We start from the raw sequence: 14198 nt of genomic DNA, 5'->3' as shown, positions 1-14198 counted from the left end.
GAAATTTTTACTCGATAACTAATAGGAAATTATCACTAAATAATGACATATTTGTTAATTGAGGAGTTTCATTTTCAATAGTTTTAATATTCTTTAATACTTCTATTTTTTTAAAAATTTTGCTTACTTCCTTTTCACTTAAGAAATTATCTTCAACTAATGTAAATTTAGTGTATAAATTACAAAATTTTCTAGATAAAAAATAATATTTTTCCTCTTCAATTAATTTTTTAAGCAAAATTTTTCTACCTTCTTTATTTAATATTTGAAAATTAGCTTCTTCACTATCAGGAATTGCTAATACCAAATGATTATCATTTTCTGTTTTTAAATAAATAAAATTTGATCATGGTAACTTATATTGTAAATTATCATTTTTATATTCAATTTTAATAATTAATCCTGGTTGTAAAATATTATTGATCATATTGTTTAATTTATATTTTTCGCGATCTCATTCATTATTTTTAAATCATAAAATAAATTCATAAAGTGAAATTGTAAAAAACTTAATAAATTCAATAATTTTTTGATGATAATTTTTAATATTATCTTTCATTAAATTTGTATTATTAATAATTCCCTGTTTAGTTTCTTCTAATTGAAGCGTTTTTTGTTTTTCTTCTTCTTCAATAGCTTCTTTTTGCTTTTTTTACTTTCTGTTATTTTTTCTTTTGTAATAGTTCTAATGTTTTCAATTTGCTGTTTTAACTCTGCTAGCACTTTTTTATCATTATCTAAACTTACATTTTCTAAAGTTCTTGACAAATTTTCATATGTTGTTCTTTCTGTTTTATTAATATTTTCTAATGCTGCTATTTTTTTATTAATAACTTCAATCGATTTACTTTCTTCTTCAACTAATTGTTCACAATGTCTATCAAACTGTAATGTAATTTCTTTTATTCTTTCAGAAGTACTTTTTGTTAATTTTACTGCTTCTGTTATGTATTTCATTATGAAATTTTTTGCTAAGTCACTTTTATATGAATCACTTATTTTTTTTAATATAGTAAATTCATTATTGATAGCACCACATATTCTATTAATATTTCATTCTAAACTATCTGCTGCAAATTGTTCAGTACTATTAAGAATAAGAAATTGATAATAATAATCCATTATCCTAGAATCTTCAATATTATTAATAAAATTTTTTAATTCATTTATACTTTTTGCTATCTTTTTTTGAAAACTATTATAATAACTTTCATTATTATAATCTTCTAAATCAATTAAAAATTGTTTTCTTTTCATCACATTACTAACTAATGCCACTTGTTCACTACATTCTTTAACTTTTTCTAGATTTCTTTTATGATTTAAAATAAATTCTTGATAATTTTCACCAATAATTTTAAATTTTTTAATATTTTTTTCAAAATTAATAAAAACGTTACACAACTCAGCAATTTTTTCTTTTCACTCTACCAATAAAAACTGTTCTAGATTTTCTTCTTGTATAATTTGTTTTCAAAAATTAATCGCATTATTGGGAAGTTTTAATTCAGGAAAAAAGTAATCAAAATTAATTCGCGCTTGTTCTTGTTTAAATTTTATAATTTCAAAATATTGTTCTGGAAATGCTTCTTTAGTTATATTTTTTAATTCAGTAATTAAATTATGTTCTTCATTAAAAATTTGCCGTTCTTTTTCAATTCATTGTCATGAATTTTTTAAATTTTCTAATAAAAGTTCATCAAATACTAAAAACTTTTTATTATTATAAAGAGAAAATAACTCTTGATAAAGATGATGAACAATATTTAAAAAGCAAAATAATGAATCTGCTTTAATTAAACTATTAAAAATATAGTAACGTCATCACTATTAACTGTTTTTATTAATTGTTTACAATACTTTCTTTCTATTTTTGCACTTGTAATCTTAGAAATTATTTCTTTTCTAAAATGCTTAATATTTTTTTGCTTTTTATTATCAGAACCTATTTCTTGACTTTCTGTAGGCACTTCTTTACATCCTTTCAAATAAAAAACCCATTTATTTTATTAAAAATAAAACAATGGGCTTGAAAAACATATTTTTTTAATTTTTTTATTTTAAATTTTCATTAAAATAAGCAAAGGAACAATTCTAAAATAAATTAGTTATAATTTATTTGAAAAAGTTAATTAACAATTTCTAAAATCTCTTGTTAATTACCTATAATAATGCATATAGTTTATCTCTAATATTTGAGATAACTATTGCTAAATAATAGCATGTATAAAACGTATTGCAAATAATATACAAAAATCATACTTTATATTACATTAATTTTACTAATTAAAATGATAAATAAAACCAGATTCAATTAACTTTAACATTTTTATTATGAAATAAATTTTATTTTGTAAATAAAATATTTTATAATAAAAATACTATTTATATATAGAATAGGGGTTACATAAATCCACTATTATAAATAGTACTACTTAAAGGGGGAGGAAATTATGAGCAAATTATTAACATCAACACCAAAAAAAGATGGTTTTTTTGCCCCAATTGAATCAATAGAAAATAAAGGCACATGAATGATTTGACCGCTTATGAAAGATGATTGACAAAAAGAATGTCAACCAGCACGAACTGTTTTTGCAAAAATAGCCAACTCAATCAATAAACATGAACCAGTAAAAATTATTATTAATAAAAGTAATTGAAATGAAACTCGCAAACTATTAGATCCAACTATCAAATTAATCGATATCAAATATCAAGATAGTTGAGCGCGTGATATGGGACCAATTTATTTAATAAATAAAAAAGGACAACGAAGAGCTGTTCACTTTCACTTCACTGCATGAGGCATGAAAAATGAACCAAGTGTTAATCCACCAGGTTGAAATTGAAATTATGAAATTGATAATAAAGTTGGAATTGAAATGACTAAAAATAGTAACATTGATTATTATCAAGCACCAATTGTATTAGAAGGCGGAAGCATTCATCAAGATGATGAAGGAACAATTTATACTACAAAAGAATGTTTATTAAACCCTAATCGAAATCCTGATTTAACAAAAGAAGAGATTGAAGAACATTTAAAACAATATTTAAATGCACAAAAAATAATATGAATTCCTCGTGGTGTTTATAATGATGAAACAAGTGGTCATGTTGATAATCTACTACATATCATTACACCTGGTCATGTTGTTTTAACATGAACTGATGATAAAAATGATCCTCAATATGAGCGTAGTTTAGAAACTTTAACGTTTCTTACAAATAGTACAGATGCTAAAGGACGAAAAATAAAAGTAACTAAATTACATCAACCAGCACCATTATTTATAACTAAGTCAGAGGCAGAAAATCGTGAAAAAAGTCCTCGTTTTGCTAATCGTACCGAAGGATTTCGCATGCCAGCTAGTTATGTTAATTTCTATATTACAAATAAAACAATCATTATTCCTGCTTTTAATGACCCAATATGGGATAAAAACGCAATTAATGTTTTACAAAATTGTTTTCCTAATCATAAAATTAATTCATTCTATACACGTGAAGTACTATTAGGTGGTGGCAATATTCACTGTATAACACAACAAGAATTATAAAAATAACAAATAAGCAAATTAAAACAATAAATCCCTTCTAATTTAGAAGGGATTTTTATTCTAAAATTAATGTAAGAATAATTTAAAAAATAAATAATTTTATTTCTTTATTATTAGAAAGAAATAAAAACCTATTTGTTCAAGATTAACTTAATTCATTTTTAAATTCATAAATATGAATATCAGTTTTATCAACAACAAAACCAATAACATACGAAATACCACAAAGAAAATCTATAATTCTTCTTCGATCATTTTCAACAGTTGTTGTTAAATTAACTTTAATTGGTTTTTGTAAAATCATAGCATTAGCAATTGATTCAATTTCTTGATAATTTTTAGGAGCAAATTCTTGTATTTGTTCTTGAAAACTGGTTTTATAATTACTATTTTCATCATTGTCTTTATATTTTTTACTTCTTCATCCCATAATTAATTAAACTCTCTTTCGTCTTCGTAAAAATGATGGTAAATCATCATCTGCTTCCATTGCTGCTTCTTGGACTAAATTTTGTTGTTCTTCTTCTTTTTTCTTTGTTTGTTCTTTAATTTCTTCGCTTAAATATTGAGTCTTATTAGTAATAAATTCATGATTATCAACTTTTGAACTATAAACAAAATTATTAGCATTAGCACTTTCTTCATCAAAACCAGTGGCAATAACTGTTACAATCATTTCATCATTTAAATTTTCATTAACAGCGACACCAAAAATGATATTAACATCATTACCCGCAGCATCACGAACTAAATCAACAGCAATATTAGCATCAGTTAATGTCATTGTTGTTCCACCAGTAACATTAACAATAGCATTTTTAGCACCCTTAATTGTCACATCATCAAGTAAAGGAGAAGAAATAGCTTTTGTTGCGGCTTGTTTAGCTTTATGTTCACCCTTTGACATTCCAATACCAAATAAGGCATTACCTTTATTTTCAATAATAGTACGAACATCAGCAAAATCTAAATTTATTAAAGCAGGAACAGCAATTAAGTCAGTAATAGTCTGTACACCTTGACGTAAAATATTATCTGCTTCTTTAAACGAATCTTTAAGAGGAATATTACCAATTACTTGTAATAATTTATCATTAGAAATAATAATAATTGCATCAACTTGTTTCTTTAAATTTTCAATTCCAACTACGGCATGAGCATTACGATTACGTCCTTCAAATTTAAATGGTTTAGTAACAATAGCAATTGTTAAAGCACCACATTCTTTAGCAATTCTTGCAACAATTGATGCGGCACCAGTACCAGTACCACCACCCATACCAGCAGCAATAAAAACCATATCTGCACCATCTAAAGCACGTTTAATCTCTGCTTCACTTTCAATTGCGGCTTGTTTACCAATTTCGGGATTAGCTCCCGCTCCAAGTCCCTTTGATAATTCTTTGCCCAAAATAATTTTATTTTCAGCTGGAGATGCATTAACTACTTGTGCATCAGTATTAGCAACATAAAAATCAACACCTTGTACCTCTGCTTCAATCATTCTATTAATAGCATTATTACCAGCACCACCAATACCAATTACCCGAATTGATGCTATTGGTTTAAATTGTGAATTATTATGTTCCATTTTATTTTCCTCCTGATTAATCAAATTGTCTTCTTCTATTTACTACCATCATTATACTGATAATTTGGTTGAAAGGGGGAATTATAATGCTTATTATCATGATTATTAGAATGCGTATAATGATTTAATTTTGATACAATTTCTGGTTTATGTATTGATGAAATATAATTATTACTAAAAACATTTACTAAATGTTGGTAGTGAGTATTACCGATTAAAGTAGTTCACTGATAACTATATGCACCAGGAGTTTGGCTAAGCATATATTTTACTTCTTTTAGTTTGCTATTATTTTTAAAATAGTTGGCAAAACCACATAAACCAATAGTAATTCCCGTAAAAATAATTTCCATATCTGAACTATTATTATCACTAACTTCATCAAGAAAATATTCAATACAAGCAATAATTTCATTAATTTGTTTTTTAACTGTTGCTTGTAAATCAGTTTTTGTTAAACGAACAATAGATTTTGTCTGCTCATCAACATACTTATCAACAACAACATCGCATAAATAATTACTACTTATATTAATAATTTTTTGTAAATATCTTTCAGTTTTATCATAACCACAATGCATTTGCTTCATTAATGATTGAATTATTTGATTTCAACCAATTTTAATATTTGTTGTTGCAAATAATACTGAATTACTAAAAACACTAATCTTAGTACTATTAATATTTCAATCAACTAAAACTGTATTACGATTAAAATCAGTATTTTTAATATTACATACTAATGCAAATTGATCTAAAGTAACCGTTAACAATTCTGTTTCGGCATTAGTTAATACTTCGAGGTGAGAATTATATAAACTTTTAGGTAATGAATAAACTAAAGCATCAACATGCATAACTTGTCCTTTTTTAGCAATTGGTAATTGTTCATTACCAATTGCATGATCAACTTTAAAATTGTATGGTTTAGTTAAACAAATAATTTCACTATTATCAATAGTAATGTTTTTAGCCATTTCAATCACTTTACTACAATCTTCATCAGTAATAATGTGGTTAGCATCTTTAAAATCAAGTGATGCTTGTGATTGATAAATTTTTAAATTATTTGAAGGTAAAGTTAAGGCAATACGTTGTACTTTTATATTTAAAGTATTATTAATTTTATTAATAATTTGCCTTAATAACTTACCTGTAGCAATTGAATTAATAATTACACCATTTTCAGAAAACTGTTCAGTATCAACAGTTTCTTTATATAAAACCTGAATTTGATTATTAACATAATTATTAACCATAACTTTTAAACTAAAGTCTTCAATTTGACATACAACATATAATTCTTGAAAATTCATATTGTTCACCTCCAAACATTTTTATGAATCAATATAAGTAATAACTCTTAACTTTGCACTTCGTGCTCTTGGATTTTTATTTATTTCATCAGGCTTTGGTGTAATTGGTTTTTTAATTATTAATTGATATTTTGTTTTTCAATTATTATGAACTGGTAATTTAGCATATAATTGCGCTTGTGGATCAATTAAAACTTCATTAAAAGTTTGTTTAACAATACGATCTTCTAAAGAATGAAAACTAATAACAACAATTCTACCATTAGAATTTAATAATTTCAAAGATTGTTTTAAAGAAGATTTTAATGTTTCTAACTCGTTATTAACAGCAATTCTTAATGCTTGAAAAGTCTTTTTGGCAGGATGATGATGCTTATTTAATACTCTTACTGGTAATGATTTTTTAATAATCGTAACCAATTGTAAAGTGGTATCAATTGGTTGAAAAGTTCTTGTTTTAATAATATTTTTAGCAATACTACTAGCAAATACTTCTTCACCATAATTTTTAATGATTGTTTTTAATTGCTCATAATTATAATTATTAACAATATCTCACGCATTTAATTTTTGACTTTGATCCATACGCATATCTAACTTAGCATCTTTCATATAACTAAATCCTCTAATATCTTCATCAACTTGTGGTGATGATATACCTAAATCATATAATATACCATCAACTTTAGTAATATTTCTTTTTAAAAGCTCAGATTGAATATTAGCAAAATTACTTTTAATTATTTCATATTTATCTTTAAAATCTTTTAAAATAATTTTACTATTATCAATGGCCATTTGATCTTGATCAAAAGCATATAGTTTGCCAGAGGTAAGTTTTGATAGTATAACTTTACTATGACCTGCTCGTCCTAATGTACAATCGACATAAATACCATCAGGTTTAATATTTAAGAAATCAATTGCTTCTGTTAACATTACAGAAATGTGTCTTGCATTGATATTATTCATAATTTTTATATCTCATCTAGAGCTGCTGCCGCTGACTCAAATTTATCCTTGGTATCTTGATTAAAACTATTTCAATTAGTTTCTGATCAAATCTCAATTTTATTGGATAGTCCAATCATAATTACTTTTTGTTTAATATCAGCTAGTGTCAATAATGAATGTGGAATATTAATGCGACCTTTACTATCAATAGTTAATTCTTCTGAATTAGCAAATACTTGTCTTGCCAAAATTCTGGCTTCTTTCTGACCTTCAGATTGTGATAAGATTTTATCTTGTCATTTAATAAATTCAATTTCGTTACGAATAACTAAACAGCCTTCAAAACCTTTAGAAACAATAACAATCTCATTGTTATGAAAATAACTTCTAAACTTAGAAGGAATTATCATTCGTTTCTTTTCATCTAATGTTGACAATGATTGTCCTAGTAGCATAATATCACCCACACTTTCCCACTATTACCCATATTATATAACCTTTGGCATATAATTGCAATTGATTACTTTAAATGTATGACTAATCAGTAAAATAAAAGAGCATACAATAATAAAAATAAAAACTCATTTACTTTAAAAAAATAAAGAAATGAGTTAAAACTTTTTAAACTTACCGTTTGTCAATATTATATGCTTTTATAAAAAACAAATATAATATTTTATTATACTATTCTAAATTTTATTATAGTTAATTACTTAGAAATTAAATACTTTTGATCAAATTAAATAGTGTTATTAATAAAAAAGTTTTTAAATTTAGGTAATTTATTAGAATCAGAAATTGCTGAACCAACAGCAAAATGAGTGTGATCTAGTACATTGGATACATCTCACTTTGAAAGATCTTGATCAAATAATACTGAGCCAGCAAACATACCAGTCATAATTCTTACATTGGATACATCTCAAGTTGATAAATCTTGATTAAATGCTAAAGTATTGGCAAATGTACCAACCATATCTTCTACACTAGATACATCTCAAGCTGATAAATCTTGATTAAATAAAAAACAACCAGTAAACATACCACTCATACTTCTTACATTAGATACATTTCACTTTGAAAGATCTTGATTAAATTTTAAACTACCATTAAACATAACAAGCATATCTGTGACATTAGATACATCTCAATTTGAAATATTACCATTAAATGAAGTAGCACCAGCAAATACACTCAACATACTTGTTACTCTAGATACATCTCAAGTTGATAAATCTTGATTAAATTGTGAAGCACCCAAAAACATAAAATTTAAAGAAGTTATTTCTGGTGGTAATTTGTCAGGTACTTCTTTAATTGTTTTTGGCATTCTAACAACTTGAATTTCACCTTGTTGGTTTTTATAAAAACCAATTTGAGTAATTTTAGTAGTTTTTATATTTGATAAATCTCTTTTATTAGTTGTTTGTTCTTTTCCATCTTTATCAATGTAAATTGTATCTTGTTGTGTTTTTTTATCTAAAAGTTCAATTTTTTGTGGAGTTTTATTTAAAACAGTATTTAAAGTTCCAATAGATGTTCCAAATGCTAAAACACTTAGTGCAGTAATCAATGTTTTCATATTGAAAACCTCCCTTTTTATTTTATTCAATAACTTTTTATTAAATCTATAAGTTATTTATATCTTAGAATGCTTTTTAAGATAATGCAATAACAAATATTTATACTCCCACAAAACACTACTTTTAGCATAACGTTAACAAATCAAGCAATAAAAATCACTAGCAACAATAAAGATGCTAGTGATTTTTTATTATTAAATTTTAAAAATCTATTCAAATAAATTTAACAAAAAACTATTACTAATTAGCAACAAAAACTGAATTAACAGAGTTTAATGAAGATGAATCATTATCAATATTTGTTTCATTACATCTTGTCTTAAACTCTTCATCATTAATTAATAAAGTACCATTTTCTTCATTATCCAATATGCTCTGATTTTCATTATTAATTTCAAAATCAATAGCATTTCAAAATTTATTTATTAATCAATTAGTAGTTCCAGAAACTCCATCAAGTGTAACAAAAATTGGATCAATAATTTTTGAATCAAGACCAGGTGTTCAAAATAATGATCCTCCTCCAATAACTGCAGCAAAAGGACATAATAAATTAAAACCATCTTCAATTGACTTTAATATTTTATTAGTTGTTGAATCTTTATTAGTAAAATAAATACGTGTAAGTGTTGTTGTTCCAGCCAAAACACCAGAAATAGCAGATATTTCAAAACTAATAAATGGTAGTAAATTAGGAATTGTTAAATCTCAATTACTTGCTTTAGTAAATATTGTTTTAATAAAATTAACATCTAATGTTGTAACTATATATGAGGTATTTGTTAATATTTTTCAAACTTCTATTAATGTTGCTACTTTTTTACTATCTGGTAAAAATGTAAATACTGTCCCAAAAACACCCCTATTTAAAGCATTTGCTAAATTTAATCATTGTGAAACTTGACGAGCATTATGTAATAATTTAGTAGTTGCACCAGGACTACCAGCACCAATAGCATTTAAAGCAATAGTAATAATTTTTTTATACTGTTCTTGATTATTTATCTTTTAATTACTCTTCTTTCTAAGTTAAAATTTCTCTAATTAAACAACAAAAAAACCTATTTAGGTAATAATACTAAACAGGCTTAATGATTTAAGCACATATTTCTTGTCTGTTCATATACATTATAAAATCAAAACATTTAAAAAACAATATTCAAAATAAAGAAAATAGAAAAATATTAAGTAATGTAAACAACAATCTTTACATTACTTTTTTTCTTCAATGGTATTTAAAATATTGATTAAATTCCTGCGGTTGTTGCAAGTGTTAAAACACTTAATCTTGTTAATAATGATTTCATAATTAGTCCCCTTTATTTTCCCCAATAACTTTTTCTTAAATCTATAAGTTATCTATATTTTAAATTGTTTAAAGAAAAAATGCAATAACCGTCTTGTATATTAAGATACTTTTTAAATTAAAATATCTAATTATTGAAGAAAATTATTAAAAATTATTGACTAATATGAAATAACTTTATTTTAAAGATTTTACTTGTAAGAAAATTAGCATTTTTAAATGTAATATCATAACTTTTATTATCTAAATTATTTTTAATTTTATAACTTAAAACTGCACTAACACTACCATCATCATGTTTAAATGTATTCATTGCAATATCACTTAAAGTAAAATAACTATTATTGTTAATATCAAAATATTTACTATACATATCTTTATATAAATTTTCTTGGTCCTTTAACATATTATCAAGAATACCATTATGATGTGTTTTATCAACTATTATATTTAGTAAGGAATTTAAACTACTAGTAGAAGTATTTAATCAATTAGAAAAGTTTGCAAAAACACTATCTTGTTTAAAATTAGTTTCACCACCAAATTGAACACCTAATAATTGTAATATTTCTTTAGTTTTACTAATATTATCTGTTGTTGGATGATTAATAATATATTTAAGATTATTTAAAGCATTAATAAAATCTTTACTATCGAAAGTTAAATCTAAATATTTTACTAAATCTTTTAAATCAATTAATGGATTTGTTGTTAAATATTTATTAGTAAACTCAAATATTTTATTAATTGTGTCACTAATTAGAACATTTTTAATTGCTGATTCTAAACTATTAACAACTTGTTGAGGAATATCATTAATAGCTGAAATAAAAGAAAATTTCTTTTGAATCTCAGGTAATGTTCAATATGAATCAGTTCATGCAAAGGTAGCTTTCGCAATAATATCTTCACCAAAAGGTCCGGTCATTAAATTGGTAACTAATTTAAGCATATTATCTTTTGAAGATATTAATTCTTGAAAAATAGTTAATACTTTTTTTAGTTGAACTGTATTATTTTTAAGTAGTGTTTTATCATCTCAAGTAATACTATCAATGCCAAAAGTTGGATTAGTTAATTTTAATACTTCGCTTTTAACCATTGGTATTATTGTTTTTATTAAATAAGGTCATGCCACTGGATTTGTTAAAATCTTATTAAGAGTTTCACTAAATGTAGCATTAAAATTATCAGAATTAAAACCAATAGGTCCAGCACCTCATAAAGCATATTTAATATTATCGCTAATCATTTCACCAATATATTTTCCTGATATTGACTTAAACATATAATTAAAATTAACACCAGCTATATATTCATAAAATTGATTTCAATTTCAATTTTTTGCTTCATCTTTAACATAGTATCACTTTTCATGACTTGGAATATTTCAAGCTTGAGCAAATGTCGCTTTCTTTGACATATAATCTTGCATTTTTTCAAAAGTAGTATTACCACTAAAATTATCTTCTTGATCTCAATCTGCTAATAATTCATCAATAGTATTAGTTATAATTAGAATATAATTAGTATAAGATAAGTAATCATTAATATTTGGTATTAAATTTTTAATATTTTTTAACATTCCATCAATCATATTAACAGTATCATCATTAGATAAAATAGAATTATTTAAATAATTTTTAACCATTTGCAATATGTCACGATAACTACTATAGCTATTAATATTATTGGCGATAGTGTCAACTTTAGATTGATTAATACCATTACGTTGAAATAAAGACTGAATAGTATTAATACTATTACCATCTAAGTTGCTAGTTCAATCATTAATAAAATCATTTCCATTATTCTTACCTGTAAGATTATCAATTTGAATAGAAGGGGCTTGATTATACATATTATTTAATAAATTATTAGTATTAAAACCTTTATTTTTACCAATTAATAACGATTTACCAACAATAGAGGTTTCATTAGCATACTTAGTTGCTGTTTTAGTATCAACATTGTTGTTAGCAAAATTATTAATACTAATATTGTTTGTATCAATTGTGAATGCTAAAAGCGACATACTAGAACTTAATAAAAGGCTGGTAGTAAAAAATAAATTTAATTTTCGTCTCATATTTTACACTCCATTTATAATGATTTTCTTATTATTATAAACTATTACAAAATAATGTACAGTAAATTTTATTTTTAAAAAAATATCTACTAATAAGTTAAATTAGTAGATACTTAATACATTTTAATTATGAATTTAATTAGATATTCCGTTTTTGTTAAGTTAGGACTAATAACTAGTAAAGGAATATTTATAAATTTATGAGAAAGTATGTTTATTATGTTTTTTTGGTATAGAAACATTAGTTTTTGGTGTAGAAGCATTAGTTTGTGTTTTATTAAAAACATGTGTTGGTTTAACTGAATGATTATTCTCTTGAGTAAAATGAGAATGTTTTTTGTGTTGATGTAATTTATTATTACATTTATTAAACAAATGTTTAATCAAATGTAAGGGATTTACTATACAGTGATGATGATGACATAAAATATCAACAATATTAGTTAATAAATAATTAACATTTTTATTAGCTTCCAAATTATATTGGATAGGTTTTTCTAAAATGCTATAAAAGGTAGGAATAATATTATTATAATTAGCGATATCTCTTTCCTGTAAATATGTTAACATTTCCAAAACTTTTTTATTATTTACTAAATCATTATTACTTTTAAACTTTCTATTCTTGATAATGCTATGATAAGAATTTGGAACACATAAACAATATTTTATTTTCCTTGATGATTTTATTTTCTTTTTTCTTAATTTCAGAAAAAATATTATTATAAAACCAATTAAAAAAATAATACTCATGATAATAATTAAAATAACTATTAACTTCATATATTGCTCCCTAATTTTATTTTTAATTAATAAGTATTAATTTAACATTTTATTTTATAAAATAAAATACTTTTTATTAAAAATAATAACGTTTAGCAGAACCTATCTTTCTTTCAACTAAACTAAATAAGATAAAGATAAAAATAAATCTTAAAATTTCAATACCAAGTAAAATAAATAATATAATTACTGAATGATTATTAAAATTAAGAATATTATTATCATATTCATCAGGTCTTGGTAGGTTAGGACTAAAATAAAGTACTACTAAAGTTAAAGCAAAAGATAAAGTAGCAATAATCGCATTTAAGGGTACTATTACTAGACCAGCACTTATTTTTTTGATAGTATCTACTTTTAAATTTTTACTTTTATTGCACAATTTAAAAAGATAGTAGTAAATAAAATAAAAAGAAACAATAAATAAAATATTAGCAATATTATCAAAGAAAATTTGAATTGGTGGATGATCACTATCTGCTAATAAATGTAATCAAGGTTCGATAATACCAATTGCTAATGTATAATATAAACCAATAATTGGTAAAGCAAAAGCAATAATTAATGAATCAAAAATTCTTAATGGTAAAATTACTCCCATAAACTGAATAGGTATTTCAATTAATGAAGAAGCAACAGCTAATCCCAATAAAATTCCTGTCAAAGTAATATTAAAAATTTGTTGTTTTGAATTAATCTTTATTTTTTTCTTTGTTTTTATATCTACTTTTTCTTTTTCTTGGTCAACACTTTTAACTCTCATTATAACTTCTCCTTTTTAAAATAGGTATTTAATTAAATAAATACTTATTTATAAAAATTATAAATTACTTTTAATTAAAAAACAAGACATTTATTAAATTTTTATAAAAACTATTAATACTACTCTAATTTAGAAAATTAATTAACAATGAAAATATCATAATAATAATTTGATAAATAATTTTTATTACAATAAAAATAACAAAAACTAAAAAAATAAATTATAATATTAATCATTAATTTAAATAGTG

At 23.6% G+C, this 14198-nt stretch carries 14 protein-coding genes; 1 reads left to right on the top strand and 13 read right to left on the bottom strand.

Annotated features, from left to right (window positions below):
• Positions 1 to 7: 7 nt before the first annotated feature.
• The 3 genes from AACK81_RS02530 to AACK81_RS02520 form a co-directional block, all read right to left on the bottom strand.
• Positions 8 to 559, bottom strand: coding sequence for a hypothetical protein (locus AACK81_RS02530; RefSeq protein ID WP_338962290.1), 552 nt, complete (start codon positions 557 to 559; stop codon positions 8 to 10).
• Positions 560 to 597: 38 nt separating this feature from the next.
• Positions 598 to 1434: a hypothetical protein gene (locus AACK81_RS02525; protein ID WP_338962286.1), complete on the bottom strand. Its 837-nt coding sequence runs from the start codon at positions 1432 to 1434 to the stop codon at positions 598 to 600.
• A 362-nt stretch (positions 1435 to 1796) separates the two neighbouring features.
• Positions 1797 to 1970 (bottom strand): hypothetical protein, encoded by a 174-nt coding sequence (locus AACK81_RS02520; RefSeq protein ID WP_338962283.1) that lies wholly within the window; start codon positions 1968 to 1970, stop codon positions 1797 to 1799.
• Positions 1971 to 2453: 483 nt separating this feature from the next.
• Here AACK81_RS02520 and aguA point away from each other — a divergent pair, with 483 nt between their 5' ends.
• Complete coding sequence (aguA, locus tag AACK81_RS02515) at positions 2454 to 3563, top strand: agmatine deiminase (protein ID WP_338962280.1); 1110 nt, start codon at positions 2454 to 2456, stop codon at positions 3561 to 3563.
• Positions 3564 to 3708: 145 nt separating this feature from the next.
• Here aguA and sepF read toward each other — a convergent pair whose 3' ends face one another.
• The 10 genes from sepF to AACK81_RS02465 form a co-directional block, all read right to left on the bottom strand.
• The gene (gene sepF / locus AACK81_RS02510) at positions 3709 to 3993 is read right to left on the bottom strand and encodes a cell division protein SepF (RefSeq protein ID WP_286642494.1); all 285 of its coding nucleotides are present in this window, start codon (positions 3991 to 3993) and stop codon (positions 3709 to 3711) included.
• A gap of 6 nt (positions 3994 to 3999) precedes the next feature.
• Entirely contained in the window at positions 4000 to 5154 is a 1155-nt protein-coding gene (gene ftsZ, locus AACK81_RS02505) for a cell division protein FtsZ (RefSeq protein ID WP_338962274.1), read from the bottom strand.
• A gap of 35 nt (positions 5155 to 5189) precedes the next feature.
• On the bottom strand, positions 5190 to 6470 hold the full coding sequence (locus tag AACK81_RS02500) for a hypothetical protein (RefSeq protein ID WP_338962271.1): 1281 nt from the start codon (positions 6468 to 6470) through the stop codon (positions 5190 to 5192).
• Between the two features lie 21 nt (positions 6471 to 6491).
• Entirely contained in the window at positions 6492 to 7442 is a 951-nt protein-coding gene (gene rsmH, locus AACK81_RS02495) for a 16S rRNA (cytosine(1402)-N(4))-methyltransferase RsmH (RefSeq protein ID WP_338962268.1), read from the bottom strand.
• Between the two features lie 5 nt (positions 7443 to 7447).
• Positions 7448 to 7891, bottom strand: a complete 444-nt coding sequence (gene mraZ, locus AACK81_RS02490; protein ID WP_281748124.1) for a division/cell wall cluster transcriptional repressor MraZ — start codon at positions 7889 to 7891, stop codon at positions 7448 to 7450.
• Between the two features lie 272 nt (positions 7892 to 8163).
• A complete protein-coding gene (locus AACK81_RS02485) occupies positions 8164 to 9006 on the bottom strand; it encodes a BspA family leucine-rich repeat surface protein (RefSeq protein ID WP_338962264.1) in 843 nt (280 codons plus the stop codon).
• A 241-nt stretch (positions 9007 to 9247) separates the two neighbouring features.
• Positions 9248 to 9652, bottom strand: a complete 405-nt coding sequence (locus AACK81_RS02480; RefSeq protein WP_338962261.1) for a hypothetical protein — start codon at positions 9650 to 9652, stop codon at positions 9248 to 9250.
• An 815-nt stretch (positions 9653 to 10467) separates the two neighbouring features.
• The gene (locus tag AACK81_RS02475; RefSeq protein ID WP_338962259.1) at positions 10468 to 12402 is read right to left on the bottom strand and encodes a hypothetical protein; all 1935 of its coding nucleotides are present in this window, start codon (positions 12400 to 12402) and stop codon (positions 10468 to 10470) included.
• A 198-nt stretch (positions 12403 to 12600) separates the two neighbouring features.
• Positions 12601 to 12972 (bottom strand): hypothetical protein, encoded by a 372-nt coding sequence (locus tag AACK81_RS02470; protein ID WP_338962256.1) that lies wholly within the window; start codon positions 12970 to 12972, stop codon positions 12601 to 12603.
• Between the two features lie 289 nt (positions 12973 to 13261).
• A complete protein-coding gene (locus AACK81_RS02465) occupies positions 13262 to 13948 on the bottom strand; it encodes a hypothetical protein (RefSeq protein WP_338962254.1) in 687 nt (228 codons plus the stop codon).
• Between the last annotated feature and the right edge of the window lie 250 nt (positions 13949 to 14198).

Source organism: Spiroplasma endosymbiont of Lasioglossum villosulum, from assembly GCF_964020195.1.
Taxonomy (GTDB): Bacteria; Bacillota_I; Bacilli_A; order Mycoplasmatales; family VBWQ01; genus Spiroplasma_E; species Spiroplasma_E ixodetis_A.
The sequence above is the reverse complement of the archived record's forward strand: the minus strand, read 5'-3'. Positions and strand labels throughout refer to the sequence as shown.